Annotated in this window: 28 protein-coding genes and 1 tRNA gene; 16 read left to right on the top strand and 13 right to left on the bottom strand. The window is 71.6% G+C overall.

The genetic code is table 11. The features are described from left to right. The first annotated feature begins 176 nt into the window (after positions 1-176). Positions 177-251, top strand: a tRNA-Val gene (locus tag ACIBAF_RS02245). A 39-nt stretch (positions 252-290) separates the two neighbouring features. On the opposite strand, the gene ACIBAF_RS02240 is transcribed toward ACIBAF_RS02245, so the two are convergent. Together ACIBAF_RS02240 and ACIBAF_RS02235 are read right to left on the bottom strand one after the other, a co-directional pair. Then, positions 291-620 carry a hypothetical protein gene (locus ACIBAF_RS02240; RefSeq protein WP_399461176.1) on the bottom strand — a complete coding sequence of 110 codons (330 nt, stop codon included), beginning with the start codon at positions 618-620 and terminating at the stop codon, positions 291-293. A gap of 136 nt (positions 621-756) precedes the next feature. Further along, entirely contained in the window at positions 757-1,137 is a 381-nt protein-coding gene (locus ACIBAF_RS02235) for a thiol-disulfide oxidoreductase DCC family protein (protein ID WP_399461175.1), read from the bottom strand. Positions 1,138-1,239: 102 nt separating this feature from the next. On the opposite strand from ACIBAF_RS02235, the gene ACIBAF_RS02230 reads away from it, so the two are divergent. After that, complete coding sequence (locus tag ACIBAF_RS02230; RefSeq protein ID WP_399461174.1) at positions 1,240-1,782, top strand: GNAT family N-acetyltransferase; 543 nt, start codon at positions 1,240-1,242, stop codon at positions 1,780-1,782. On the opposite strand, the gene ACIBAF_RS02225 is transcribed toward ACIBAF_RS02230, so the two are convergent. Beyond that, positions 1,772-2,677, bottom strand: a complete 906-nt coding sequence (locus ACIBAF_RS02225) for a ketopantoate reductase family protein (RefSeq protein ID WP_399461173.1) — start codon at positions 2,675-2,677, stop codon at positions 1,772-1,774. The two genes, ACIBAF_RS02230 and ACIBAF_RS02225, sit on opposite strands and share 11 nt — an antisense overlap. Positions 2,678-2,774: 97 nt before the next feature. Here ACIBAF_RS02225 and ACIBAF_RS02220 point away from each other — a divergent pair, with 97 nt between their 5' ends. Next, on the top strand, positions 2,775-3,005 hold the full coding sequence (locus ACIBAF_RS02220; protein WP_399461172.1) for a DUF2277 domain-containing protein: 231 nt from the start codon (positions 2,775-2,777) through the stop codon (positions 3,003-3,005). A 49-nt stretch (positions 3,006-3,054) separates the two neighbouring features. Here ACIBAF_RS02220 and ACIBAF_RS02215 read toward each other — a convergent pair whose 3' ends face one another. The 5 genes from ACIBAF_RS02215 to ACIBAF_RS02195 form a co-directional block, all read right to left on the bottom strand. Beyond that, the gene (locus ACIBAF_RS02215; RefSeq protein WP_399461171.1) at positions 3,055-3,666 is read right to left on the bottom strand and encodes a DedA family protein; all 612 of its coding nucleotides are present in this window, start codon (positions 3,664-3,666) and stop codon (positions 3,055-3,057) included. Positions 3,667-3,890: 224 nt separating this feature from the next. Further along, a complete protein-coding gene (locus tag ACIBAF_RS02210) occupies positions 3,891-4,346 on the bottom strand; it encodes a DoxX family protein (RefSeq protein WP_399461170.1) in 456 nt (151 codons plus the stop codon). A gap of 105 nt (positions 4,347-4,451) precedes the next feature. Beyond that, on the bottom strand, positions 4,452-6,332 hold the full coding sequence (locus ACIBAF_RS02205) for an FAD/NAD(P)-binding protein (protein WP_399461169.1): 1,881 nt from the start codon (positions 6,330-6,332) through the stop codon (positions 4,452-4,454). 165 nt (positions 6,333-6,497) lie between these two features. Then, entirely contained in the window at positions 6,498-8,129 is a 1,632-nt protein-coding gene (locus tag ACIBAF_RS02200; RefSeq protein WP_399461168.1) for an alkaline phosphatase D family protein, read from the bottom strand. Positions 8,130-8,269: 140 nt separating this feature from the next. Continuing rightward, positions 8,270-8,914 (bottom strand): HNH endonuclease family protein, encoded by a 645-nt coding sequence (locus tag ACIBAF_RS02195; protein ID WP_399461167.1) that lies wholly within the window; start codon positions 8,912-8,914, stop codon positions 8,270-8,272. Positions 8,915-9,293: 379 nt separating this feature from the next. On the opposite strand from ACIBAF_RS02195, the gene ACIBAF_RS02190 reads away from it, so the two are divergent. Continuing rightward, complete coding sequence (locus ACIBAF_RS02190; protein WP_399461166.1) at positions 9,294-9,875, top strand: TMEM165/GDT1 family protein; 582 nt, start codon at positions 9,294-9,296, stop codon at positions 9,873-9,875. A gap of 313 nt (positions 9,876-10,188) precedes the next feature. Next, complete coding sequence (locus tag ACIBAF_RS02185; RefSeq protein WP_399461339.1) at positions 10,189-10,839, top strand: HAD family hydrolase; 651 nt, start codon at positions 10,189-10,191, stop codon at positions 10,837-10,839. 34 nt (positions 10,840-10,873) lie between these two features. On the opposite strand, the gene ACIBAF_RS02180 is transcribed toward ACIBAF_RS02185, so the two are convergent. Continuing rightward, the gene (locus ACIBAF_RS02180; protein ID WP_399461165.1) at positions 10,874-12,100 is read right to left on the bottom strand and encodes a peptidoglycan-binding protein; all 1,227 of its coding nucleotides are present in this window, start codon (positions 12,098-12,100) and stop codon (positions 10,874-10,876) included. A gap of 179 nt (positions 12,101-12,279) precedes the next feature. Here ACIBAF_RS02180 and ACIBAF_RS02175 point away from each other — a divergent pair, with 179 nt between their 5' ends. Further along, positions 12,280-14,325, top strand: coding sequence for a DHA2 family efflux MFS transporter permease subunit (locus ACIBAF_RS02175; protein ID WP_399461164.1), 2,046 nt, complete (start codon positions 12,280-12,282; stop codon positions 14,323-14,325). Between the two features lie 9 nt (positions 14,326-14,334). On the opposite strand, the gene ACIBAF_RS02170 is transcribed toward ACIBAF_RS02175, so the two are convergent. Further along, positions 14,335-14,847, bottom strand: coding sequence for a GNAT family N-acetyltransferase (locus tag ACIBAF_RS02170; RefSeq protein ID WP_399461163.1), 513 nt, complete (start codon positions 14,845-14,847; stop codon positions 14,335-14,337). 4 nt (positions 14,848-14,851) lie between these two features. Continuing rightward, positions 14,852-15,520 (bottom strand): dihydrofolate reductase family protein, encoded by a 669-nt coding sequence (locus ACIBAF_RS02165; protein WP_399461162.1) that lies wholly within the window; start codon positions 15,518-15,520, stop codon positions 14,852-14,854. A 165-nt stretch (positions 15,521-15,685) separates the two neighbouring features. Here ACIBAF_RS02165 and ACIBAF_RS02160 point away from each other — a divergent pair, with 165 nt between their 5' ends. The 4 genes from ACIBAF_RS02160 to ACIBAF_RS02145 all read left to right on the top strand — a co-directional run bounded on the left by ACIBAF_RS02160 (position 15,686) and on the right by ACIBAF_RS02145 (position 18,408). Then, a complete protein-coding gene (locus tag ACIBAF_RS02160; RefSeq protein ID WP_399461161.1) occupies positions 15,686-16,405 on the top strand; it encodes a helix-turn-helix transcriptional regulator in 720 nt (239 codons plus the stop codon). A gap of 96 nt (positions 16,406-16,501) precedes the next feature. Then, positions 16,502-16,933 carry a nuclear transport factor 2 family protein gene (locus ACIBAF_RS02155; RefSeq protein ID WP_399461160.1) on the top strand — a complete coding sequence of 144 codons (432 nt, stop codon included), beginning with the start codon at positions 16,502-16,504 and terminating at the stop codon, positions 16,931-16,933. Positions 16,934-17,031: 98 nt separating this feature from the next. Beyond that, entirely contained in the window at positions 17,032-17,793 is a 762-nt protein-coding gene (locus ACIBAF_RS02150; protein WP_399461159.1) for a hypothetical protein, read from the top strand. Between the two features lie 3 nt (positions 17,794-17,796). Beyond that, the gene (locus ACIBAF_RS02145; protein WP_399461158.1) at positions 17,797-18,408 is read left to right on the top strand and encodes a hypothetical protein; all 612 of its coding nucleotides are present in this window, start codon (positions 17,797-17,799) and stop codon (positions 18,406-18,408) included. Here the strand turns inward: ACIBAF_RS02145 and ACIBAF_RS02140 are convergent. Next, entirely contained in the window at positions 18,397-18,864 is a 468-nt protein-coding gene (locus ACIBAF_RS02140; protein WP_399461157.1) for a DUF1992 domain-containing protein, read from the bottom strand. The two genes, ACIBAF_RS02145 and ACIBAF_RS02140, sit on opposite strands and share 12 nt — an antisense overlap. Before the next feature lie 117 nt (positions 18,865-18,981). Here ACIBAF_RS02140 and ACIBAF_RS02135 point away from each other — a divergent pair, with 117 nt between their 5' ends. Next, a complete protein-coding gene (locus ACIBAF_RS02135; RefSeq protein ID WP_079662651.1) occupies positions 18,982-19,368 on the top strand; it encodes a hypothetical protein in 387 nt (128 codons plus the stop codon). Between the two features lie 79 nt (positions 19,369-19,447). On the opposite strand, the gene ACIBAF_RS02130 is transcribed toward ACIBAF_RS02135, so the two are convergent. Continuing rightward, on the bottom strand, positions 19,448-20,119 hold the full coding sequence (locus ACIBAF_RS02130) for an O-methyltransferase (protein ID WP_399461156.1): 672 nt from the start codon (positions 20,117-20,119) through the stop codon (positions 19,448-19,450). Positions 20,120-20,567: 448 nt separating this feature from the next. Between ACIBAF_RS02130 and ACIBAF_RS02125 the strand changes: the two genes are divergently transcribed. The 5 genes from ACIBAF_RS02125 (at position 20,568) to ACIBAF_RS02105 (ending at position 26,034) form a co-directional block, all read left to right on the top strand. After that, on the top strand, positions 20,568-22,622 hold the full coding sequence (locus ACIBAF_RS02125) for a phosphatase PAP2 family protein (protein ID WP_399461155.1): 2,055 nt from the start codon (positions 20,568-20,570) through the stop codon (positions 22,620-22,622). A 78-nt stretch (positions 22,623-22,700) separates the two neighbouring features. Then, positions 22,701-24,758 carry a CHAT domain-containing protein gene (locus tag ACIBAF_RS02120; RefSeq protein WP_399461154.1) on the top strand — a complete coding sequence of 686 codons (2,058 nt, stop codon included), beginning with the start codon at positions 22,701-22,703 and terminating at the stop codon, positions 24,756-24,758. Between the two features lie 11 nt (positions 24,759-24,769). After that, positions 24,770-25,201, top strand: a complete 432-nt coding sequence (locus tag ACIBAF_RS02115; RefSeq protein ID WP_399461153.1) for a hypothetical protein — start codon at positions 24,770-24,772, stop codon at positions 25,199-25,201. A 30-nt stretch (positions 25,202-25,231) separates the two neighbouring features. After that, a complete protein-coding gene (locus ACIBAF_RS02110; protein WP_399461152.1) occupies positions 25,232-25,642 on the top strand; it encodes a CD225/dispanin family protein in 411 nt (136 codons plus the stop codon). Further along, complete coding sequence (locus ACIBAF_RS02105) at positions 25,639-26,034, top strand: DUF2752 domain-containing protein (protein WP_399461151.1); 396 nt, start codon at positions 25,639-25,641, stop codon at positions 26,032-26,034. Before ACIBAF_RS02110 ends, ACIBAF_RS02105 begins: the two co-directional genes overlap by 4 nt. The last annotated feature ends 320 nt before the right edge of the window (positions 26,035-26,354 follow it).

Raw genomic sequence — 26,354 nt, 5'->3', positions numbered from 1 at the left:
CCTGGGCTGCTGCCTGACGGTGCACTGATGCGCACTGATGACCGTAGGCAGCCGCGGGCCGGCGAACGATCCGGTGGGCTCCCGGATCCGGGGTGGGGGTAGCCCCCGGGAAAACCTCGGGCGGATACGGGTTTGCAGGACACAGGCACCGGCAATGTAGGCTGTCGACTCGTCCTGGGTGCGTAGCTCAGGGGTAGAGCGCCTGCCTTACAAGCAGGATGTCGGCGGTTCGAAACCGTCCGCGCCCACCAGGTGAGCGAGAGGGCCCCCGGAGAGATCCGGGGGCCCTTTCACGTGTCCGGATGCGCGTGCTTGAGGCTCATGCGGGCCTCGACCCGGTCCGCCTCGGCGACCTCCGCCCAGAAGCGGTGGCAGCTCACGAACACCGCCAGCTCGTGCTCCCGGCGCCGGAGCTTCTCCACCTCGGCCTGTTCGTCGGCCGTCCAGCCGGGGGAGGCGGGGCGCTCGACCTTGCGCCAGCCCCCGTCGTCACTGAAGCCGTCCAGCGGCTCGACGGACCAGGGCAGCCGCTTCAGCAGGGCCGACAGCTCGGCCCGGACCTGATGCAGCTCCTCCTGACCGGCGCGCAGGTCGCTGGGAAAGTCATAGGTCTTAGCCACCCGGCAATGGTACGCCTGTTCGAATTTGAGTGGCGAGCTCCTTTGGGGTGTTCGTGTGAACGTGTGTTCGGGTGATGTCGTGGTGGCTCAGGAAGCCGGATCGGGTAGCCGGATCGGGAAGCCGCCGCTCGACCGGTCAGCGCGGCGCCGCGCAGGCGGGAGTGCCGTCGGGCAGCCGGTGCCGGTTGCGGGACACCCACCGGTAGACCACGCGGGCGCCGGCCCGGACGCCGGGCAGCCGCACGACGGCCGCGAGCACCCGGTACCCGCCGGACGGCGACGTGCCCACCCAGCGGGCCAGCGCGTCCGACCCGCCCGCGAGCACCGTGCCGCCGCGCAGCAACAGCACCTCCTGGTCCAGCCGTTCGAGGTGCGGCCCGGTCTCCTCGGCGGGCAGGAACTGCCAGGGAACCGCTTCCAGCGTCGGCGCCGCGAGCGCCCGGAGGCGGTCGACGGAGGTCTGGCAGAAGCCGCAGTCCCCGTCGTAGGCGAGGACGGGGGGAGCGGACCCGGGCATGGGGTTCCCTTCGGTCAGGACAACCGTTCCGGACGACGGGTCCGAACCGGGGTGCCCGCTGACGGACGGCCCGTTGTCAGACCCTCGTTCTACGGTTGCCGCATGGATCACAGTGGTGTGGAGCAGGTGCGGCTGGTGCCATGGTCGCAGGGCGACTTCTGGCTGTTGCAGCGGTCCAACAGCCCCGAGATGACTGCGCATCTCGGCGGCCCGGAGAGCGAGGAGAAACTCGCCGACCGGCACCGGCGGTACCTCGAGTTGGCCCCGGGCGGCATGTACCGGGTCGTAATGGCGGACGGCGGGGAGACCGTCGGGTCGATCGGCTACTGGGAGACCCAGGTGCGGGGCGGCACGGTGTGGGAGACCGGGTGGGCGACCCTGCCCGGGTTCCAGGGCAGAGGCCTCGCCGCGCGGGCCGCCCGGGCGCTCATAGAGGTCGCGGGACAGGCGGTCGGTCACGGCGGCCACCCGTCCCTGCACGCCTTCCCCAAGGTCGACCACCCGGCGTCCAACGGAGTATGCCGCAAGGCCGGTTTCACCCTGCTCGGACAGATCGACCTCGAGTACCCGAAGGGGAACCCGATCCGGTCCAACGACTGGTACGTCGACCTGCGGAGCATCGGCACGGCGCTGCCTAGCGCGTAGCCGCCGCCAACTCCCGTACCAGGCGCGTCGCCACCGGCGCCGGTATGCCGTGCCGCTCGGCCGCACGCAGCAACGCCCCGCCGATCGCGTCGAGTTCGAGGGGCCGGCCCGCCTCTGCGTCACGCTGCATGGAGGACTTGGTGGTGGGCGCGAAGGCGTCGTACCGGGCGAGTGCCTGGGCCGGGTCGGCGGGGGCGCCGCAGGCGCTGCTGACGGCGGCGGTCTCCTCGACGAGGGCGGTCAGCTCCTCGCGGCGCCGGGTGCGGACCTCGCCGAGGGGCAGGCCGTACCGGGTGGTGAGCAGGGCGAAGGGCGCGAGGAACGCCATCTTCGCCCACAGCGCGGCCGTCTCGTCCGGCAGCACGCGGACGGTCGGGCCGGCCGCCGTCAGCGTCCGCGCGAGCGCGTCGAGGCGGGGCCGCGGCACGGCGTCGCCGGCCAGGTCGACCTCCGCGAAGGGGCTCGCGTGCTCGATCACGCCCCGCGCGACCCGGGTCGACTCGACGCGGATCACGGCCGGGGCGACCCGGTCCGGACGGTGGCGGGCACGCAGGACGGCCGGGTGCTCGACGCCGTTCAGGAACGGTACGAGGAGGGTGTCGTCGCCGAGCGCCGGGGCGGGGAGACGGCTCAGGCCCGCTTCCAGCGCGGTGTGCTTGACGGCGATCAGGACCGCGTCGACCGGGACGCGCAGCTCGGTGTCCGCGTCGACGCGGGCCGTGAAGTCGCCGAACCGCGCGCTGTGGACGCGGATGCCGTCGGCGCGCAGGGCGGCGGCCGTGTCCTCGCCGGCCAGGCAGGTCACCCGGTGGCCGGCCCGGGACAGCAGGGCCGCGAGCAGGCCGCCGACCCCGCCGGGGCCGAGCACGGCAACGCGGAGAGCGTCGTTCGTCATGGTGATGTCGTCCTCTCGTCGGTCGGCCCCGCGGGTGCGGTGGCCGCCTCGGACGTGATCATGGCACGCGGACGGGGTCCCGGGGCAGACTGGGCGCATGTGCCGGAGTATCAAGACGCTGCGTCCCCCCGCCCTGCCCGAGGAGGCCACGGAGGACGAGATTCGCGCCGCAGCCCTGCAGTACGTACGCAAGGTGTCCGGCTTCCGGGCGCCGGCGGAGCACAACCGGGAGGTGTTCGAGAGAGCCGTCGACGTCATCGCCGCGGCCACGGCGGAGCTGCTGGACGGCCTGGAGGTACGCGGGTCGCACCGGCCGACGGCGGCCTGACGCCGACGTACGGGCGCGGGCGGCTGCCCACCGGCCGGGAACGGACCGGCTACGCCGGCTGCCGTCGCATCACGTACGCAGCGCCCGCGCCCGCGCCGAACAGCGCGAGCACCGACACCCCCGTCGCCAGCCAGGTCGTGCCCAGCCAGTGTGCGCCGAAGTAGCCGAGGGCGGCGCTGTAGCCCGCCCAGGCCAGACCGGCCAGCGCGGACCAGGGGAGGAACTCGCGCGGGCGGCGATGGGCCGCGCCCGCGATGAGGGAGACGACGGAACGGCCGGCCGGGGCGAAGCGGGCCAGCACGACCAGGGCGCCGCCGCCCCGGGCGAGCGCCTCGCCGAGACGTTCCTGCGCGGTGGTCAGCCGGCGGGAGCGGGAGATCGCCCGGTCCAGGCGCTCACCGCCGCGCCAGGCCAGCCGGTAGGCGACCAGGTCGCCGAGTACGGAGGCGGTCGTCGCGGAGAGGATCAGGACCATGATGTCCGGGACGTCGTTCGGCACTTGGCCGGTCGCCGCGCCCGAGCCCGCCGCCGCGGCCGTCGCCGCGGTGATGACGAGGACTCCGCTGGGCAGCACCGGCAGGAACACGTCGAGGAGGACCGACAGGCCCACCACCGCGTAGATCCAGGGGCTGCCGAGCAACGCCCCCACACTCTCGAACACCGCAGACTCCCCGTGTCTCCCCCGTGACGGCCGACCGTGCCGCTGTGTCGCGGGGGAGCGGCAGGTGCGGCCAATGACAGCCATACAGCGTACGCGTGGGGTGTGACAGCGGATTCACGGGGGGCTCGTGTGTTCGGCACACCACGTTCACCTGCGCCGGAACCGACGTGGTGCTCCGCGGCATGGTCCAGGCCGCGGAGCACTGTGCCGTTCGGCTGGGACGGTCAGACGGCGACCGTGGCCTTCTCCTCCGAGGGCTCCCGCTCGGTGGCCGTGCGGCCCGCGAGCAGGCGGTCCAGGCCGAGGGCGCCGGAACCGGTGAAGACCAGCAGCAGGAAGGCCCAGCAGAACATCGCCGAGGCCTCGCCGCCGTTCTCGATGGGCCACAGGGCGGCCGACTGGTGCACGTCGAAGTACGCGTACGCCATGGAGCCCGAGGCCAGGAACGCGGCGGCCCGGGTGCCGAGGCCGAGCATCACCAGGCTGCCGCAGACGAGCTGGATCACGGCCGCGTACCAGCCGGGCCAGGTGCCGGCGTCGATGGTGCCGCCCTCGGTGCCCGCGGCGCCGCCGAGGACGCCGAAGAGGGACGCCGCGCCGTGGCAGGCGAAGAGCAGGCCTACGACGATGCGGAAGAGGCCGACCGCGTAGGGCTGTGCGGTGTTCAGGCGAGCGGACATGGTGGGGGGTGCTCCTTCGGTGTCGGTCGGGGCCGGTCCCGGAAAGGGGAGTGGACCGGCCGATGGGGGCGGCGGTACCGAATGAGCGACTCACGTTAGGTGGACCTAATCGATGCTTGCAAGTTCAACTTTTGGCCATGACTTGGGCTCCGTTTGGGGCTCCGTTTCCGCCTTCGCGGCACGTAGAACGGCTCTCGCCACCGCATCCGCGTCCGAAAGTGTGACCGAATCCACCCCTGGGCGGGCGCCCGCCGCAGTGACCCAGTGCACGCCCTCCGTGGGCACCCCGAAGGCCAACCTCCTTGCGTGCGGCCGTCCCTGACGGTCGATCAGGCAGTAGGGGCGCTGAGTCACGTCCAGCCCTCCGGTCACGTAACCGTCCACCGTGTGGGGACGGCACTGTCCGGTCCTGAGCAGCCGGGCCAGCAGAGGGTCGGCGGTGCGGCGCACGTCCGTTTCCGGGAGCCGGGCCTCTATGAGCGTCGTCACGCGGACGCCCGAGCCCGGCACCTCCGGCGAGTGCGCCCGCCAGGCCCCGCCCTCCTCCCGTACCTCCAGCCGGGGCCCGAGCACCTCCACCACTCCCGCCTCCACCAGGGCGGTCAGCTCCTCGACGCGACGGCGGGGCGGTCCGATCGACAGGAACGCGTTGAGCGGGGTGTACCAGCGGTCCAGGTGGTCCCGGCGGGAGGCGCCGGCCAGCCCGGCGTGGTCGACGATCAGCCGCAGTTCGTTGCGCAGGTCGCGCAGCACGTCCAGAGCCGCCTTCGAGGGACCGTCGACATTGCCCCGGGCGGCCTCCTCCGCGTCCCTGCGCAGATACTCCAGCAGCCAGTCCCGCCACTGCCCCGGATGCGCGAACCGGCGTTCCGCATACGGCCGCAGGACCCGGTCCCAGCTCCAGCGGGCGGCCTCGGGCACCCCGAACTCGTCGAGTGTCACGGCCTCTTGGGGAGCGCGGTGCGGGACGGCGAGGAACCGGTCCAGGAACGCCGCCTGCCGTACGAGGGCCGCGTAGTAGACCGCCTCCACCTCCTTCGCCACCAACGGCCATATCTCGGCCAGGAAGTCGGGCGCCTCCCCGGAGTCCGCGCGCTTGCGGAAGCCCGCGATCACCTCCGGGGTCAGCACGAGCGGGGTGTGACGCCCGTACGGGCCCTTGGCGTTGTCGCCGCGCGCCTGGTACGGGATGCCGCGCCGGGAGCCGGCGTACAGGCGCGGCTCCTGGCCGGAGGGCAGGTAGCGCAGGCCGTGCGGGACCGGGACGAAGCGGCCGCCCCGGCCGGTGGTCAGCAGGGCCATGTGGTCGAAGAAGTTCAGGCCCAGGCCGCGCAGCAGGACCGGTTCACCGGGGGCGAGCGCGCCGAGGTCGACGTCGGCCGGATTGGCGGGCGGGACATGGCGCAGGCCGTGCCGCTCGGCGTAGGCGGCGTGGCGCCGCAGGGCGGCGTCGGCGACTGCCGGCAGATGCCCCTGGGCGAGGACCACGGCGGACAGGCCGAGCAGGACACGGCCGTCGTCCAGGGTGAGGACCTGACGGCCGTCGGCGGCGTCGTCGAGCCGGACCGCGCGCGCCGCGTGCGTCTCGACGCGCACCGGGGGCGGGGCCTGGCGCACGGTCCGCGCGAACACCCACTCCAGGTAGCGGCCGTAGTGCGCGCGGGTCGGGTACTCGTCCGGTCCCAGCTCGCCGCCCGCCCACGCGTGCAGACTCGGGCCCGGGCGGATCGGGCCCGCGCAGTCGACGCTGTCGTCGGTGAACAGGGTCACCTGCGACGACACGGTGTTCATCAGCAGCTCCGGCGACTGGGCGGTCCGCCACACGCGCCCCGGTCCCGGTGGGGCGGGATCGACGACATGGACGGTCAGCCGCACCCCGGGCGGCAGCAGCTCGGGCGCGGAGGCGCAGAGACGTTCCAGGACGCTGGTGCCGCGCGGCCCGGCGCCGACGAGGGCGACGGCGAGATCGGCGTTCACTGAGGGCAAGGGGGTGACTCCCGGGCGTGTGGGGCGCGATGGAGCAGGCCGCCCGCGAGGCCCTGACGGAAGCGGACGGTCCGCCTCATCATGCCCCCCGAACTCTTCGAGAACGGGGGGACCCCCACCGTCACGGACGCCAACCCGGGCCACACAGGCCCCGGTTGTCCCGCATCAGGAGGTGAGCTCGGACTCCTCCACAGCGGTCAGCACGCTGTTCCCCCGCGCCTGCTCCAGCCGCAGCCGCGCCGAACGGCCGTTCAGCGTCAGGGACATGAGCTGGTTGCCGAACCACGGCCCGCCGGTCTTGCGCCAGTCGACGGGCGGTCGCGGACAGCGCCCGTGGCGGCGGAAGCGGCGCCCGAGCGCACGGGCCACGGCACTCCAGCCGAAGCGGAAGCCCACCCGTATCGACACGGGGATGGAGTTGTGCACGGGCGAGCAGGTGAGCTGCAGCACCCGAGCGTCGGGCCCGGCCCCGTCGGGCCAGCGCGGCTCGGCCACATACGCGTGGTGCACGTCCCCGGAGAGCACGAGCACGCTCGCCGGCGCCTGCGCCCCCGTCCCCGCCTCGGCGATCAGCTCCGTCAGCGCGGCGAAGGACGTCGGGAAGGCCGCCCAGTGCTCCAGGTCCGCCGCACGCCGCAGCTTCTCCCCGAACCGGGCCCAGCGCGCCCCGCGTTCGCCCCGGCACAGGGCCGCGTCCCAGGCCTCGGCGTCGTGCACCAGGTGCGGCAGCAGCCAGGGCAGGGAGGTGCCGATCAGGAGATGGTCGTAGGAACCGGGACCGTCGAGGATCTGATCCCGCAGCCACCGCGCCTCGCCCGAGTCGAGCATCGCCCGCCCGTCCTCGCCGAGGACCCGGGCGGCCCGGGTGTCGACCATCAGCAGCCGCACCCGCCCGAAGTCGCGCCGGTAGCTCCACCGCACGGACGCCGGGTCGGCGTCGGCGCGGCAGGCGAAGTCGCGCAGCACGTCGGTGCCGTCGGGGGTCGCGCGCACGGCGGCGTAGAGCGGGTCGGCGGCCAGCTCGGCCGGGGTGAGGTTGCCGAGGTGCTGGTGCACCCAGTACGAGGTCAGGCCGCTCAGCAGCCGCTCGCGCCACCAGGGCGTGGCCCGCATGTCGGCCAGCCAGGCGGCGGAGGTGTTCCAGTCATCGACGACGTCGTGATCGTCGAAGACCATGCAACTCGGCACGGTCGACAGCAGCCAGCGCACCTCGGGGTCGAGCCAGGACTCGTAGTACAGCCAGGTGTACTCCTCGAAGTCCGCGACCTCGGCGCCCGGCGGATCGGTCAGGCCGCGGCGGGCGGCGATCCGCTCGCGGGTCGCGTCGGAGACCTCGTCGGCGTACACCTGGTCGCCCAACAGCAGCAGTACGTCGGGCCGTTCGGCCGTCGGATCGGCGGCGAGGCGCGCGGCCAGGCTGTCCAGGGCGTCGGGGCCGACGGGGTCGTGCCCGCCGGCCGGGGGCGCCGCCCAGCGGCAGGAGCCGAACGTCACGCGGACGCCGTGGGCCTCGGCGTCAGGGGTGCGGATCTCGGAGGGCGGGAAACGGGAGTCGGGCGGCGGCCACACGCGGGCGCCGTCGAGGAGGATCTCGTACGCCGTCGCCGTCCCCGCCGTCAGACCGGTCACCGGGACCAGGGCGTAGTGATGGCCCGCCACCTGGAAGGTGCGGGCCGTGCCGCCGGCGCCGTCCGTGCAGCGCACCTCGGCGGTGCACGGGCGGCTCGCCTCGACCCAGACGGTCGCGGACGAGGCGTCGGCGTATCTCAGCAGTGGTCCCAGCCGCAGTCCGGCCACGTGATCACCCGCCCATCTGTCTGGTCGGGCTCACCTCCGGCTCGCCCTCCTTCGTCGCCCCGTACGGTACGGAACGACAGAGGTCCGCGGGGAGGTTCCGGCGGTCACGGGTTCGGTCACGAATCGATCAGCGAGCGGGTTCAGCAGTTGGCGAGGTAGCTCGTCAGCGCGCTCTTCTCGGCGGAGTCGACCGAGAGGTCGTAGTAGTACTTCACCTGCACCCAGGCGCGGACGTACGTGCAGCGGTACGAGGTGACCGACGGCATCCACTCGGCGGGGTCCTGGTCGCTCTTCTGCTGGTTCACGTTGTCCGTGACGGCGATCAGCTGCGGGCGCGTGACGTCGTTGGCGAAGGCCTGGCGCTGGGCGGTGGTCCAGTTCCGGGCGCCGGAGTCCCAGGCCTCGGCGAGCGGGACGAGGTGGTCGATGTCGAGGTCCGAGGCGGCGGTCCAGGTGGCGCCGTCGTAGGGGGAGTACCAGCTGCCGCTGGTGGCGGTGCAGGCGGAGTTGGTGACGACGTTCGTACCGTCCCGCTTGAGGATGTACTCACGGGTGTTGCAGGTGCCGCTGATGGTGATCCAGGTCGGGAACAGGTCCCGGTCGTAGCCGGTCCTGACCTCGCTCGCCACGGTGAGGGAGGCGAGGTAGCTGCGTGCGGTGGCGGCGCTGACCGGGGTGGGGAGAGCGGCGGAGGCGGTCGGGGAGGTGAACAGCCCGACCGAGGCTATGAGACCCGTGAGGGCGGCGAGTATGCTCAGCCGTCCACGCGCGTAGAACTTCGACATGCGAACTCCCTTGGGGAGGCGGGGGTGTTGGAGCGCGAGCGTTGGAATGCTCGCCGTGTCGCATTGCGGGGAGGTGTGCGTCCGGTTAGAAGTTAGTGACGTGCTCATGACACGACAAGGTTTATGGCAGAACGATCTCGTACCATGGGATGCGCAGAAGGGGAGTAGCTCTTCGCCGGACCGTCGACATACTGCTCAGCTCGTCTGAGCCGGCGCCCGGAGGCGGACCCGTTGTGGCGGGTCGGCCAGCGAGACCTTCGGCAAGCAGTGCACATCCGTGCCGTACGGCACGGGTGAGACGTGTGCTGCCGTGCCGAGGTGTCTCCTTCCTGAGGAGTCAGGACTCTCGGCGGGGCGGCCCCCGACCGATTGAGGAACCTTGATCAGCATCACCGTGACGGCACTCGTCTTCGGCGTCGTCTTCCTGGCCGAGCTGCCCGACAAGACCGCCCTCGCCGGCCTCGTCCTCGGCACCCGCTACCGCGCCTCGTACGTCTTCGCCGGCGTCGCCGCCGCGTTCGCGCTGCATGTCGCGCTGGCCGTCGCGGCGGGCAGCGTGCTGACCCTGCTCCCGCAGCAGCTCGTGCAGGCTCTGACGGGCGTGCTGTTCCTGGGCGGCGCGGCCGTGCTGCTGCTGAAGAAGGACGAGGACGACGAGGAGATCCGGCGGCCGGAGAACCAGTCGTTCTGGAAGGTCGCGGGCGCGGGCTTCATGCTGATCCTCGTCGCCGAGTTCGGCGACCTCACCCAGATCATGACGGCCAACCTCGCCGCCCGCTACGACGACCCCCTCTCCGTCGGCCTCGGCGCGGTGCTGGCGCTGTGGGCGGTGGCCGGCCTCGGCATCGTCGGCGGAAAGGCGCTGATGAAGAGGGTGCCACTGCAGCTGATCACCAGGATCGCGGCACTGCTGATGCTGACACTGGGGGTCTGGAGCCTGTGGGAGGCGATCACCGGCTGACCCGAAGGCGGGGGAGGCCGTCCGGCTGGGCCGGCTGGGCGGGGGAGGCCGTCCGGCCGGGCCGGCTGGGCGGGGGGAGTGGGGCAGGTCGGTTCGGCGCGTCCCGACCGGGCGCGGGGGTGGGGAGCCCGGGTCCGCTGGGCCGGGGGTGGGTTTGGCGGGCTTAACGGTTGGTGAACGGTTGCTGCTGGTTGTCGTCTGGGGTGGCGGTGGGCGGCGATTGTTTTGTACCGTGAGGAAACAAAGTGGCTCCCGCCCGTTTTCCCTGACCGGCGGGCGGGGCCGCCTTGTCTCTACGTACCTGGAGCTGATGATGCCGGTCCTGACCGCCCGCGCCCTCCTGCTCGACATGGACGGCACCCTCGTGAACTCCGACGCCGTCGTCGAGCGCATCTGGCGGCGCTGGGCCGACGCGCACGGGCTCGACGGGGACGAGGTCATGAAGGTGGTCCACGGCCGTCAGGGATACGCCTCGATGGCCGTGCTGCTGCCCAGCCGTCCGATGCATCTGAACATGGCGGACAACGCGCGGATGCTCGCGGAGGAGACCGCCGACCTGGAGGGCGTCGTGCCGGTGCCCGGCGCACCGGAGTTCCTCGCCTCCCTGCGGGGCGTCCCGCACGCCCTGGTCACCTCGGCGGACGTCCCCCTGTCGACCGCCCGGATGGCCGCGGCCGGACTGGAACTCCCGGACGTGCGCGTCACCGCGGAGTCGGTCGGCGCGAGCAAGCCGGACCCCGAGGGCTTCCTGAAGGGCGCGGCCGAGCTGGGCGTCGCCCCGGCGGACTGCGTGGTCTTCGAGGACTCCGGCGCGGGCATCGCGGCGGGGCGCTCCGCGGGGATGCGCGTCGTGGGCGTGGGGCCGCGGGCGGCCGCGCACGGCCCGGACGTGGTGGTGCGGGATCTGCGGCAGGTGCGGGTGGAGGTCGTGGCGGACGGGGTGCGGTTGTCCTTCGGCTCGTAGGGGGCGCCCAGCGCGAGACGCCCCACCTCCCGAGTCAGGGTTCCTTCGTCTCGGACTCCAGCTTCGCCCGCGTCGCCGCCCCGTACACGCCCATCCCGTCCGACGTCGTCGCCCTGGACCACTGGTAGTTGCGCAGCGCCTCCTCCACCTCGCTGCCGAAGGCGCCGTCGGCCTCGCCGCTGTAGAGGAACAACTGCCGTAGCCGCAACTGGAGTTCAGTCACCTCGGCACCGGTGTCGCCGCGCCGCAGGACCGCGCCCTCGGAGATCGGCTCGCTGTGGTCGGCCCCCTTGTCGGGTCCCGCGGAAGCGCTGACGCGGGCGGTCGGCGTCGCCTGGCTCGCCGCCGCCGACGGGGACGCCGAGGGCGAGGCGCTCTCTTCCGGTGCGGAGGGCGTCGGACTCTCCCTCTCGGACGGAGACGCCGGCGCATCGGAATGCGACGGGGACGCGGACGCGCTCGCCGACGGCGTCCCGGAGGCCGCGCTGGTCGAGGGGGCCGGCACGGCCGCCCGTACGTCCTTCGGGGCGGCCCCGTCGCGCGTCGGCTTGTCGTAGGAGAACAGCCCGCTCGCGAACCCGGCCGCCGCCACGACGGCCACGACGGCAGCCGCCGTCGCGACCAGCAGCGTCCGGCGACGGCGGGGGCTTGGCGGCTCCTCGTCGTCGGGGACCGCGGCGCCGGCGTCCCCCGCCTCGAACAGGCTCAGGTCGCCGGCCCTGGGCTCGACGGCGGACGGAGCCGACAGGGTGAACGGCGCCGGGCCGGTGGGTTCCGCCGCGCGTAACGGCATCGTCGCATCGGCCGGAACCGCCGGCAGCGGCATGGTCAGCTCACCGTCCGGCGACACCGCGCCTCCGGTCGTGCCTCCGGCCATACCCCCGGCCGTGCCTCTGACCGTCCCTCCGGCCGTCCCCCCGGTCGTGCCTCCGGCCATACCCCCGGCCGTGCCTCTGACCGTCCCTCCGGCCGTCCCTCCGGCCATGCCCCTGGCCGTCCCCCCGGCCGTCCCTCCGGCCGTGCCCATGGCACCCGGCGCGGACGGCTGCTCGCCCTCCAGCTCCACGTATGGCCGTATCCGCAGTGGATCGAAGTCCTCCGCCGCGGCCGCCTCTGCCGTGCGCGTGTCGCGCAGGGAGTCGGCGGCGCGCTGGGCGCAGGAGCAGGACGGGGTGTTGTCGGGCGCGCGGAGCGCTCCGCACTCCGGGCACGGCAGCCCCCGCTGCCCCGGTCGCCCCTGCTGCCCCGTCGGATCGATCACGTGTTCGTCCCTCCCCATCCAAACTCCAAGGATTATGCAGATCCTCCACATGGTCGCCCGCTCGAGCCCCCCGGAATGTCATATTCCGCCAGGAATCAAGGGGGCTAACGAGGACTCAAGAGGCCATAACGGGTCACACCGATCACGATGGAAAGGGTCACCAGCCTCAGGAGGCATCCATGGCCTTGGACGCGCACAGCAGGACCGCGGATCCACGTCAGGAACACGTGTCCGGAAACGTCCTCGTCTCGATCGGCGCCCTGCTGCTCGGCATGCTCCTCGCCGCCCTCGACCAGACGATCGTGTCGACCGCCCTGCCCACCATCGTCAGTGACCTGGGTGGTATGGAGCACCTGTCGTGGGTGGTCACGGCCTACATGCTGGCGTCGACGGCCGCGACCCCGCTGTGGGGCAAACTGGGCGACCAGTACGGGCGCAAGAGGCTGTTCCAGATCGCGATCGTCCTCTTTCTGATCGGTTCGGCGCTGTGCGGAATGGCGCAAAACATGCCGCAGTTGATCGCCTTCCGGGCCGTCCAGGGCCTGGGCGGCGGCGGGTTGATGGTGCTGTCGATGGCGCTGGTCGGCGACCTCGTCCCGCCGCGCGACCGGGGCCGCTACCAGGGCCTGTTCGGCGCGGTGTTCGGCGCCACGAGCGTCCTCGGCCCGCTGCTCGGCGGTCTGTTCACCGAACACCTCAGCTGGCGCTGGGTGTTCTACGTCAACCTGCCGGTCGGCGTCGTCGCCCTCGCCGTCATCGCGACCGTCCTGCACATCCCGCGCAAGGCGACCAAGCACGTCATCGACTACCTCGGCACCCTCCTCATCGCCTCCGTCGCCACCTGCCTGGTCCTGGTGGCCTCGCTCGGCGGCACCACCTGGGACTGGGGCTCGCCGCAGATCGTTGCACTGGCGGTGCTGGGCGTGCTGCTGGCCGTCGCGTTCGTGTCGGTGGAGCGGCGGGCGCCCGAACCCGTCCTCCCCCTCAAACTGTTCCGCATCCGCACCTTCACCCTCTCCGCCGTGATCAGCTTCATCGTCGGCTTCGCGATGTTCGGCGCGATGACCTACCTGCCGACCTTCCTCCAGGTGGTGCAGGGCGTCTCCCCGACCATGTCCGGCGTCCACATGCTGCCGATGGTGGCGGGCATGCTCCTGTCGTCCACGGGCTCCGGGCAGCTCGTCAGCCGCACCGGCCGCTGGAAGGTGTTCCCGGTCACGGGCACCGCCGTCACCGCCCTCGGCCTGCTCCTGCTCCACCAGCTCGACGAGCACAGCTCCACCGGCGAGATGAGCGCCTACTTCTTCGTCTTCGGCCTCGGACTCGGCCTGGTCATGCAGGTGCTGGTGCTGATCGTGCAGAACGCGGTCGCCTACGAGGACCTCGGCGTCGCCACCTCCGGCGCGACCTTCTTCCGCTCCATCGGCGCCTCCTTCGGCGTCGCCATCTTCGGCACCGTCTTCGCGAGCCGCCTCGGCGACAAGCTCGCCGACGCCCTCCGGGGCGTCCCGCTCCCGTCCGGGGTCTCGGCGGGCGCGCTGGAGTCCGACCCGCGTGGCATCGCCGACCTGCCGTCCGCGCTGCGTCCGCGCGTCCTGCACGCCTACGCCTCCTCCATCACCGACGTCTTCCTGTACGCGGCCCCCGTCGCGCTCCTCGGCTTCGTCCTGGCGTGGTTCCTCAAGGAGGACCCGCTGCGCGGCTCGGTCACCGCCCCCGACGTCACGGAGACCCTCGCCAGCAACCCGGTCGAGCGGTCGTCGTACGACGAGGTGTGCCGCGCGCTGTCCGTCCTCGGCACCCGCGAGGGCCGCCGCGAGATCTACGGGAAGATCACCGCACGGGCCGGCTACGACCTCCTCCCCGCCGCGAGCTGGCTGCTGCTGCGGATCAAGCGGTACGGCAGTGTCGAGCCGAGCGCGCTCGCCGAGCGCAGCACCGTCCCGCTCCCGGTGATCATCGAGGGGGCCCGGCAGGTCGAGGAGCGCCGGCTCGCCGTGCGCGAGGGGCTCGACATGGTGCTCACCGACGAGGGCCGCGAGGTCGCCGAACGGCTCGCGCAGGCCCGCGAGGAGTCGCTGGCCGAGCTGCTCGGCGACTGGTGGGGGCCGGACCGGCCCACCGACCTCGTCCAGCTGGTCAAGGAACTGAACGACGAGCTGTGCGGCTCGGACCGGGAACAGCCGTACGGCGGACGGGTGGTGCCCGACCACCGTCTCCCCTGAGGGACTCGCTCATCCCGGGCCCTGGCCGAGCGACTTGGCGAACCAGTGCTCGGCGTACAGATCGTCGTTGTACGGCTCGGTCTCCGCGTAGCCCAGCCGGGCGTACAGGGCGCGGGCCTCGACGAGGTCGCCACGGGTGTCCAGGATCATCCGCGTCGCGCCGAGAGCGAGGGCGGCGTCCTCGGCGGCCCGGACGAGGAGCGCCGCGCCGCCCTTCCCGCGCAGCCCCTCCCGCACGAACACCCGCTTCAGCTCGGCCGTCGTCGCGTCCCACAGCCGCACGCCCGCACAGCCGCCCGGCTCACCGTCGTACCGCCCGACCACCAACTGCCCGCCGGGCGGGGTGAGTTCGGCCCAGCTCTGGGCGGCGATCTCCCGCTCCAGCTCGTCCGGATCGGTCCGCCGGCCCTCGTGCAGCAGGTACCAGCGGTCGCTGACCTCCGTGTAGTACTCCCGCCAGAGGGCGGCGGCGACGGGGGAGTCATGGGGTTCGGGGGCGATGGTCCAGGACGTCAGCGTCATCCGGTCATTCTGCGGAGACGGTGTGCGGGGCGCGCAACCGGATATGCGTGACCCCGGGAGAGTCCAGCACCAGGGTCTTCTCCCACTCGATGTGCCGGTGGCCGGAGTCACGGGGGCTGTCGGGGTCGCCGAGGCCGCCGAGGTTGTCGAACAGGCGTCGGCCGCCACAGGCCAGCACCGGCACGACGTGCAGGAGGAGCTCGTCCAGCCAGCCGTTGCGGATGAACTGCTGCACCAGGTCCGCCCCGCCCGCCAGCGACACGTCCTTGTCACCGGCCGCCGCCCGGGCCAGCTCCAACGCCCGCTCCGGGCCCTCGGTGACGAAGTGGAAGGTGGTGCCGCCCTCCCTCACCAGCGGCTCGCGCGGGTGGTGGGTGACGACGAACACCGGCGCGTGGAAGGGCGGCTCGTCACCCCAGGGGATCTCCCCGGTGATGAACATGCCGTGGCCCATCACCACCGCGCCGGGCCGGGCGACATGCTCGGCGATCAGCGCGTCGTCCGGCCCGGTCTCCCCGCCCGTCATCCCCTGCATCTGCCGGAACGTGCGCAGCCCGTACACCCACGAGTGCAGCCGCTCCCCGCCGATGCCGAGGGGGTGCTCGCGCCCCGACTCCGGGCCCGCCACGTATCCGTCGAGCGACATGGCCAGCCGTGCGATGACCTCACCCATGACAACCTCCCAGGCAACTGTTTCCTCGATCACTGACTTCTTGCTTCCGTGATCGCCGACTTCCTGCTTCCACCCCTGCGTCGATCGGTCCGCAGCCGAATCGACACGCTGCTCGCATCGATCCATTGATTCCATTGAGTCCATCGATTCCGGAGACTGGTCGTCATGAACCGCACCGACCGGCTCTACGCCCTGGTGGAGGAACTGCGCGCCGCCGCACCGAGCCCCCGCAGCGCCCGCACCCTCGCCCGCCGCTTCGAGGTCAGCGTCCGCACCGTCGAGCGGGACCTGGCGGCGCTGCAACAGTCCGGGGTGCCGGTGTACGCCGAGCCGGGCCGCAGCGGCGGCTACGTCCTGGACCGGCAGAGCACCCTGCCGCCGCTGACCATCACCCCGGCGGAGGCGACGGCCCTCGCGGTCGGGCTGCACGCCCTCGGGGGCACCCCGTTCGCGGCCGACGCGCGCAGCGCGCTGCACAAGGTGCTCGCGGTGCTGCCGGAACGGCAGCGGGCGGCCGCCGCCGAGATGACCGGACGCGTGCGGCTGCTCGTACCGGCGGCGGGGGAGGCGCGGTCCGCCGGGCCCGTCGTACCGGCGCCGCTGCGCGAGGCCCTCACCGCGGGGCGGGTGCTGCGTCTGCAGTACGTGGACGCGGGCGGCGCCGTCTCCGGCCGCGACGTCGAACCGGTCGGCTTCCTCGGCGGCGACGAGCACTGGTACCTGGCCGCCTGGTGCCGGATGCGCGAGGCGCCGCGCGGCTTCCGCCTCGACCGGATACGGGCGGTCGAGGCCCTCGACGAACGGATCCCGGAGCGCCACGTGAACCTCGCGGAACTCGACACGCTCGGCTCCGACCTGGTGCCCCTGGCCGAGTTCGGAATGTGACGGCAATCACCGACAGGGGGTTGTCGCATGCGCCGCCGAATCTGGTGTCCGACGCGCCCAGCCTCGACGGACGCGCACCCACGAAAGGCGACAGCCATGTCCCAGACCACCACCGATGCCGCGACCGGTACCACTGCCCGCGCCCTCGCCCCGGCGACCGGTCTCGCCCTCCTCGAACGCTGGACCGCTCTGTGGAACGGCGACTTCGCCGACGCCGAGAGCTTCCTCGCCCCCGACTTCCGCATCCGCTTCGGCGGCAGCCCCGAGGACGCGCCGGTCACCGACGCGCTCCGCGGCCCCGCGGGCATCGTCGACCTCATCGCCCAGCACCACGCCGAGAGCCCCGGCCGCCGGTACGCCGTCGAGGGCGTCCCGCTCGTCGATCCGGCGCTGGGCCGGGTCGCCTCCTGCTGGTACGTGACCCGCCCGGACGGGAGCCAGAAGAGCGGCATCGATCTGTTCGAGGTCGTGCACGGGCGCATCGGCACGGTGTGGTCGGTGACGGGCGAACGCCGCTTCGCCGCCTGAGGCGGGGGCGCTGCGCGCCGCGCGCCGTTTGGGAGGGGCCGTCCGGGCAACCCGAAACGGGAACCGGCCCGTGGGGCCGACACACCGGAAGGCAAGGCATGTCCACAGGAGTGATCATCGCTCTGATCGTGATCGTGGCGGCCGTCGTCGCCGTCGTCGCCGTCGCGGCCGTCCTGGCCGTGCGGGCCCGCGGCTCGCACGGCGGACGCGGCCTCAAGCACCGCTTCGGACCCGAGTACGACCGGGCAGTGGCCCGGCACGACGGGGACGTCAAGGCCGCCGAGCGCGAACTCGACGCCCTCGTGCAGCGGCACGGCGGCCTGCACGAGCGGCCGTTGGAGCCCGCCGAACGCGATCGCTTCACGGCCCGCTGGACGGCCGCGCAGGAGCGCTTCGTCGACTCGCCCCGGGAGGCGGTCACCGAGGCGGACCACCTGCTCGCGGAGGTGGCCGGCGCCCGGGGCTTCCCGGACGGCGACCAGTACGAGGAGCAGCTCGCCGCCCTCTCCGTCCACCATGCCCGCCACGTCCACGGCTACCGACGCGTCCACCGCGTCGCACGTGTCCACATGACCGGCGCGGGCGGTAGGGGTGGTGCAACTGGTGTGGCTGGTGCTAGTGGTGCAGGCGCTGCAACTGGTGTCGCTGGTGCAGAGGGTGTGGACGACGGTCGTGCGCCCGGCACGGAGGACATGCGGGCCGCCATGGTCGAGGCCCGCGCGCTCTTCGACGACCTGGTCGGCACGGCCCGTCGAGACTCCGGCCGGCACCGCGCGCAGCAGCCCGCACGACAGGACCGCTCCCGCTCCGGCCACCACCTGCCGTGGGGCTTCCACCGCCACCAGGCGAAGGAGGGCTGAACCATGCCGGACACGACACCGAACGTGACACCCGAACCGGGCACGGGCCCGGGCCCGGAGGATCGCCGTCGGCCGGGCGACCGGACGCGGGCCGCCGCCCCGCCCCCGGCCGGGACCGTGGCGCCGGGTGGGGCCGTACCGCCCGGCGAGGTCGTCCTGCCGGACGAACCGGCCGCGGACGAGCCCCGCGGGCGCACGACGGCCGGTTCCAGGGCCCCTGTCGCCTCCGGGGCCGCCGCTGCCGCTGCCACGCCTGCCGCCCCCGCGACCGCGGCTCCCGCCGACGGTCAAGGGGCGCATCTCCTCCCGGACGACGAGTGCGACCGGATCGCCTCCCGGATGCGGCACGCGGTCGTCGGGTTCGTCGACGGACCCCGGGACGCCGTGGAGGAGGCCGACCAGGTGCTGGAGGAACTCGCCGCCCGCCTCACCGACGCCGTGGACCGGTGCCGCCGTACCCTGCGCGGGTCGTGGCAGGAGACGGCGAAGGGCAAGGGCGACGGCGGCAAGGACCGGGCGACGGCGACCGCGTCCGCGCCGACCGTCGACACCGAGCAACTCCGCCTGGCCCTGCGGGACTACCGCGCCCTGACGGAGCGGCTGCTACACCTCTGACTTCCCGGACTTCCCGACCGAGTCCCCGACAGACCCCTCAGCCGAGTCCCCGACCGCCGCCCGGCGCTCCCGCCACTCCCGTACGACCGCTTCGACGTCGTACGGCTTCATGCCCAGCGGGGGGCCGGGCGGCGGCTTGAACATCATGTCGCGGAGCTTGACGTTGACGTCCGTGATGATCTTCCGGACGATACGTTCCGAGGGCGCCGCGTACGCCGCCGCGAGCGCGTCCTCCGCCTCCTTGCGCAGGGCGAGCGTCGGCGGCAGCACGGAGAGGCCCTCGCGGGCCAACTTGCGTTTGATCCACCAGAGTTCGTCGTACGTGGTGTCCGTGCCCGGCGGCAACGGCTTGCCCGCGCCCGGGAGTTGGTCGAACTCGCCGCGCCGCTCGGCGTCACGGATCTGCTTGTCGACCCAGGACTCGAACGGGACACCCGGTGGCTTTCGCTCGGTCATGCGTCCATTGTGCCGGACGTGGTGGGCCCGGGCGATTTATCATGCGGCGGCTGCACAAGCACACTTAGGACCCAGGACGCCGACAGGCATGTCAAAGACACCTCAAGGGGAGCGCACGTGCTCGAACTGACCATGGCCACCGTCTCCGGCACGGAAGAGGGCGCCACGGCCGGCATGCTGATGGCCGACTCGCCCAGCGACCCCGGCGCCGTGCTGCGGGTGGGCCGGGACAAGTCCGTGTGCCGTCTCGCGACCCCCGACGACTGGCTGTTCGTCTCCCGCGTGCACCTGGAGTTCCTGTGCGGCCCCGAGGGCACCTGGCAGGTGACCTGGCTGCGCGGCTCACAGGACGAGCCGTCCTCCGAGGTGCGACTGGTGATCGGGGAGTACGCGCAGCAGCTCGCGTACGGCGGGACCGTGCCGCTGGCGGGCTCCGGCGAGATCATCGTCTTCGACCGCACCGGGCCGCGCAGCGTCAACGTGGGCTTCTACCACGAGGCGTGATCTGCCACGAGGCGTGATCCACCGCCAGGCGTGATCCACCGCGAGGCGTGACGGTTTCAGGCCTCTTGTCAACGCCGGGCTACGCCAGGACGCGCGCCAGCGCGAAACCGTCGTAGCCCTTCGCGCCCACCGTCTGGATCGCCGTGCCGCTGAGCCTCGGGTGCGAGGCGATCAACTCGATCGCGGCGCGGGTGCCGAGCACGTCGCCCGCCTCGCTGCTCGCGTCGATGACCCGGCCGCCCCGTACGACGTTGTCGAGGACGATCAGACTGCCCGCGCTCGTGAGTTTCAGCGCCCACTCCAGGTAGTGGGCGTTGTTGGCCTTGTCGGCGTCGATGAAGACGAGGTCGAAGGGGGGCGGGTTCTCGTCGGCCAGCAGCGGCAGCGACTCCAGGGCCGGCCCGACCCGCACCTCGACCACCTTGTCGAGGCCCGCGCGGGCGATGTTGCGGGTGGCGACCTCCGCGTGCCGGGGGTCGTACTCCAGCGAGATCAGACGGCCGTCGGCGGGGAGCGCCCGGGCCAGCCAGATCGTGCTGTAGCCGGCGAGCGTGCCGATCTCCAGGATCGCCCGCGCACCCTGGATCTGGGCGAACAGCTGGAGCAGCTTGCCCTGGTTCGCCGTGACGCTGATGGGCGGCAGCTCGGCGGCGTCGCTCTCGCGCAGCGCGGCGGCCGTCACCTCGTCGTCCGGGGCGAGCTGGTCGGTGAAGTAGGCGTCGACGGCGTCCCAGACCTGCGACTCGCTCATGCGCTCTGCCTCTCGTGTGCCTGATCGTGTGCCTGATCGTGTGCCTGACATATGGTCGGCGTGTCTCGTTAGGAATGCTAACTAGAACAGGTCAACGCCACTCGCCGCGCACGGTTTTCCCTCCCGCCGCGCGCCCCGGCCCCCCGCCCCCGGAATTCAGCCGTTCGGCGCACGGGGGCGAGAGCCGCTGCGCAACGGGGCGCGACGGGCTGTCACCGGCCGCACGCCTGCCGCACACCTGCCGTCCTGATCCAGCCATCGAGCCGACCCCGCGGAGGCGGCCCCTCCGCGGGAGCACTATCGTCTTCCGGACAAAAGGAGAGCGGACGTCAGGTGAAGTAGGGGTGGCCTGCGTCTCTGTCCGGGGGAGCCACGGCTCCTCATAAGGTGCGCTTAGGACCCCCGCGCACGGAACGCGTGGGATGAACGGGGCGGAGGCCGACCAGGCGTGGCGAATGCGGAGCACAGCGGGCGGCCGACGGAAGCCTTCGGGGCGACGGCGGTCGACACGACGAGAGCGCGGCTGCGCGCGGCCCGCCTCGGCCTCTGGCTGGTGGCGGCGGTCCTGGCCATACGCCAGGTGGCCGTCGTCCTCGGCACCCCGCGCGGAGAGAGACTCACGGACCTGGAGACCTGGGTCGGCCCCGACGGCGTGCTCCACGTCAAAGGTTCGCTCTACGACTCCACCCGCTTCACGGGCACCCCCTTCGGCGGACTCGTCCTCAAGCCCCTCACCCGGGCGGCCGAACAGGCCCTCGGCTGGGGCTGGACCTTCGGCACCCTGCTGCTGGTCGCCGCCCTCGGCCTGGTCGTCGCCCGCGCCCTGCCCCAGCCGGTCAACAGACGGACGGCCCTGCTGGCCGCGCCCGTCGCCAGCAGCCTGCTGATGCTGTCGCTGCCGGTGCGCAACGCCCTCTGGCTCGGCCAGACCAGCATCATCCCCGTCCTCCTCGTCCTCCTAGGCTGCTTCGTCGCCCGGGACTGGCGGGCCGCCGGCGCCCTGATCGGCGTGGCCGCGGCCCTCCAGCCCACGGTCCTGCTCTTCGCCGCCCTCCTCTGGTTCACCGGCCGCCGTCGCGCCGCGGCCGCCACCGGCGCCGCCTTCGCCGCAGGCACGGCGCTCGCCTGGGCGGCGATGCCGCACGACTCGTACACCTACTGGGTGCACCACATGGCGGGCGTCGGCCTCGGCGGCGAGGCGGACGCGCTGGCCAACCAGTCCCTGCACGGCGCGCTGCTCCGCCTCGGCGTCGCCGGCCCGCTGGAGATCGGCCTGTTCCTGTCGCTGGGCGCGGCCGTGGCCGTCCTCGGCATCCGCCGCGCCGTCCGCTACGCCCGCGACGGCCAGCTGCTGCTGGCGGTGGCCCTGACCGGCTGCGCGGCGATCGTCGTCTCCCCGGCATCCTGGCAGCACCAGCTCCTGTGGGTGCTGCTGGCGGTGGTCGGCAGGGTCGGCAAGCGCGCCTCCGACCGCTACGTCTGGCCGGTGGCGGTCATCCTCGTGATGACCCTCCCGGCGAAGATGCTGCTGCCGAACATGGCGACCCTGTACCCCCTGCGCGACAACGCTGTCCTGCTGGCCGCGCTCGCCGCCGCGACGGTCATCCCCTTCATCCCGCGCACGTCCCCGCACTACCGGACCCCGATCCCCACGGCGTACGCGGCCCCGGTCCCGACGCGCTGGAAGCACGTCCCGCTGCTCCCGTTCATGAAGCGTGTCCTGACCCGCCCGAACCTGCTCCTGGAACTGCTGCTCATGCGGGTGACGTACGCGGCGTACCAGCAGGTCCGGCTGGCGGCGACGGGCGGCACGAACTCCGGCGGACGGGCCCGGGCGGAGGCTCACGGACAGCAGGTCCTCGACATCGAGCGCTTCCTGCACATCGACATCGAGCACTGGGCCAACCACGCGGTCGTCAAGGTCGACTGGCTGCGCGACTTCTTCGACTTCTACTACGAGTCCTTCCACTTCGTGGTGCCGCTGTCGGTCCTCGCCGTCCTGTACTGGCGCCGCCCGGTCGACTACCGCTGGGCCCGCTCGTCGCTCGGCTTCGCGACCCTGCTGGCCCTCGTCGGCTTCTGGCTCTACCCGCTGGCCCCGCCCCGCCTGATGCCGAACCTGGGCGTCATCGACACCGTCCACGGCGTCCAGGACTTCTCCAAGCCGGACTACGGCACACTCACCGCGTTGACGAACCAGTACGCGGCGATGCCGTCGCTGCACTTCGGCTGGTCCCTGTGGTGCGGCCTGGTCATCGCGATCGTCGCCCCGAAGTGGTGGATGAAGGCCCTGGGCCTGCTCCATCCCTTGTTCACGGTCTCGGCGATCGTGGCCACCGGCAACCACTGGGTCCTCGACGCGGTCGGCGGCGCGGCGGTGGTGGGCGGCGGCTTCGGCTTGTCGTACCTGCTGATGGGCCCGAGGGCACGGTTCGCGACGGCGACGGCTGCGAAGGCGAGCACCGAATCGGTACCGGCGAAGAAGGAACCGGCACCGAGTTGATTCCGTTTCTCCTGTGCCGAGTGGACGCCCTGAGGTATTGGGTGTCCACTGGAGTTGTGGGGGTCGGAGGTGGCGGGAATGGAAGGTCTGCCGTTTCGGGTCGAAATTATTGAAACCGATACCGAGTGGATCGTTCAGTGCTCGTCCGAGTTCGGTGAAGCGAGCATGAGGGTACCTCCACCTTGTTCGAAAAGTGAACTGCAATCTGCCTTGTATCGGGTGGAAAAATCCCTGGCCAAGTCTTACAGCATGAACATCGTGCGCGGTGCGTCAGCGCCGGAGAAGTCTGTAAGGGAATTCGGGAATCTCCTCGCCAGAACAATCCTGCGGGACAAGATATTCACCCAGTTCGATCGGTGCAGAACCCGCGCCGAAGAGCAGGGTAAATCGCTAAGAGTATTGTTGCGGACGGACGGCCCTCAGGTGGTTCGTATTCCCTGGGAGTATATGATCGATCCGGCGTACGACGACTATCTTGCCCTTCACGTGCCGGTCGTGCGAGACCTTCGACTCATGAACCCGATCACCCCGGCGCCGCTTGATCTCCCGCTCCGGGTGCTTGGTATTTCGGCGCTTCCGACGGACCTCCCCCCGTTGGAAGCGCAACAGGAGAGAGAGCAGATCGCGCAGATTCTGCGGCAGGACAGCTCGGAGAAGGTGGATTTTCACTGGCTGTCGGGAGACCGCTGGCAGGACCTCAGGAGAGCGCTGGAAACCGGCACATGGCACGTCCTCCACTGCGTCTGCCATGGCGGATTCGACGAGGTGGGTGCCGAAGGATACATCCAGCTCTCCGGTGACGACGGGTCGGCGATGCGACTCCACGCGAGAGATTTCCGGAGGCTCGTGCATAGCACCTCGCAACTGCGTCTCGTCATGCTGAACGCCTGCGAGTCGGCGGTGAGCGGACCGGAGAACGCCTTCACGAGCACTGCTGCAGCTCTTGTGACAGCGGGGGTGCCTGCCGTGGTCGCGATGCAGTACGAGATCACCGACCGCGCAGCTTTCACCTTTGCCTCCTCCTTCTACGAGCGGATCGCCGAAGGAGTTCCGGTGGACCGCGCGGTGACTTCAGCCCGTGACGATGTGAAGGTGCGGCTGGGCACCTTGGAATGGGCCACCCCGGTGCTGTTCCTCGCATCTGATACGGCCCAGATCTTCGCACCCAAAGTGTCGCTGGTAAGAGGGAAGCAGCAGACCGGGCCGTCGTCCACGCCCGGACCACTGCGGCAGCCGCCCGAGGGGACCGCCGTACTTGCCGACGTCGGCCGCTGCGGGCACGTGGCGCTGGGGCCTGGCAACCTGGTGGCCGCGGCCTGCGAGGACGGAGTGATCAGGGTCATCGAAGGAGCGAAGGGGGAACTGGTCGCCCACTGCTCCCCGGTGCAGCGCGAGAAGCCCGTGCGACTTGCCTGGAGTCCGTGGCGACGGCACATCGCAAGCCGGCACCAGGACGGCACTGTCGTCATCTGGGATCTGAAGACCGAGACGCCCGTTCGCGTCATGACCGCCGAAGGACAGGGCGACAGCCTCGCCTTCAGCTCGGACGGCCACTGGCTCGCGCTCACCGCGGGACATCACCTCCATGTCTACGACGCGTACGGCGGCCGTGTACGCGACCTCGCCGTCTGTTCGCGGAAAGAGGCGGCACTTTGGGCTGCAGGCCAGAACGCCCCGCTCGGGCCCGTCAGCTTCGCCCCAGGTGATCGACACATAGTGGTGGCCTGCGGAGACGGCCGGATACGACAGCTGAACGTACGGGGGCAGCCCGTCATGCAATGGCCGCATCCCCAGCCCGTTGTCTCTCTCGCCGTCACGGACGGTCTTCTGGCCACGGGCTGCCTGGACGGCCGGGTGCGTCTGTGGACCTGGGAAGGCGACCTTCTCTGGCGCACGCGACCCGGGCGCCCCGCATACCAACTGGCGTTCGCCGCCGAAGGTCCCGCGGTCGCGATGGCTCATCAGCGAGGCAAAGTGACCGTCCGGAACGTGCACACCGGAACGGCCTCACCCGTTGTGAAGCTCGCAAACCGGCCTGTGGGGCTTGCGTTCCTCGAAGACGACGAGGGACTCGTGACCGCCACCCGTATGGGCAAGGTCGAGCGCTGGGAACTGCCCGACTGGATGGTCGAATAGGGAGTCGCTCCATGACACACCCCGAGGTCGAGATCCTCTGGCCCTCGTCTCTGCCCTCAAGCCCGGCCGAGGAGGGGCAGGACCTTCTGCGCGTCGCCGGAATCGAGACCACGTGCATGCTGCTACCCCCCAGAAGGGGAGCAGCCGACATGGTGCTGGTGCTCGTCACGACGGCCGTCGCGGAGCCTTTCCTGCGAACCATCTTCCAGAAGCTCGCCGAAGACGCCCACAGGGGACTGAAGGCGTTCACGGACCGACTGCTGAATCCGCCTGCAGACGGGACATCAGCACCGCAGAGCGTGGTCTTCGAGATGTCGACAGGCGGTCGGGTCACGTTCACCAGAGACATTCCGGAGGGGGCGTACGAACAGGCCGTAGGTCTGGACGCCCGCGAGGGGAACTGGACCTGGGACTCGCGGCACACCATGTGGGTCCCCAGCTGAGATCGCGGATCCGGAGAGGAGCAGTCAGCCATGGCAGACAAGCATCAAGGGACGTCGGGCGGTGACTCCTGGGGGCCGGATCCGCTGGGGCAGCCGTCCTTCCAAACTCCCCCTCAGCAGCCGAAGTGGTCCCAGAACGTCAGCCAGGACCACTGGGGGCCGCAACACTCGCCACAAAGGCCGCCGCCCAACTCGTATATGACGCCGGCTATCCTCGTCACCCTCCTCTGCTTCCTGCCGACCGGGATCGCAGCCATCGTCTTCGCCTCACAGGTCTCGGCCAAGTCCGCCGCGGGCGACTACCCGGGAGCCGTCGAAGCATCACGGAAGGCACGCATCCTCATCCTCGTGAGCGTGGGGATCGGTGTCGTGTTCTGGTTGATCGTGATCATCGCCGCAAGTGCGTCGGACACATCCAACGCATACGTGCCTGTGCCATGACCTCACCGCGCCGTCACCGCGCCCGCGAAGCATGGCTCGGCGGCGGCCTTCTGGCCGTGGTCGCCCTCGCCGCGGCGTTGTTCGATCCCACGCGCCCTGGCCGTTTCCCCACCTGCCCGTTTCGGGCCCTCACAGGGCTGGACTGCCCGGGCTGCGGGAGCCTTCGTGCGCTGCACGAACTCACCCACGGCCATGCGCTGGCGGCGGTGGACCACAACGCACTCCTGGTCGTTTTCCTGCCGTTCGGCGTCGTGGTCTGGCTGCGCGCCGTCACCGGCGCGCCCGCAGCATGGGTTCTCCCCGTGTGGGCGGCCCGTGCAGTGCCTGTCGTGGTCGTCCTGTGGGCCGTGATCCGCAATCTCCCCCTCTTCGGGGGCGTACTGGCCTCTTGAGCGCTGGCGAGCCGCACCGATGCATCAGGCGTACGGGACACCCTTCTCCCGGAACCAGGGCTAACTCTCGGGAGTTGGGACGAGAGCGAGATCGGAGTACGGGCGGGGGACGTTGTCATGGGTCACAAGAGGCACAAGCCCTTTTTCTGGCTTCTGCTCTCCGTGCTGTCCTGCGCCGGGATCCCCTTGGTCTGGCTCTGGGGAGCGTTCTCCGGCGGCCTGGACCCGGAGGAGACCTGCGAACTCATGAAAGGCCAGGTCTACGACGACGCCTACCGCACCGAGCACTGGCGTGAGCCGTCGCGTGCGTTCCCCCTGCA

Origin of the sequence: Streptomyces sp. NPDC051677 (assembly GCF_044453465.1) — a bacterium.
Classification (GTDB): Bacteria; Actinomycetota; Actinomycetes; order Streptomycetales; family Streptomycetaceae; genus Streptomyces.
The sequence above is the reverse complement of the archived record's forward strand: the minus strand, read 5'-3'. Positions and strand labels throughout refer to the sequence as shown.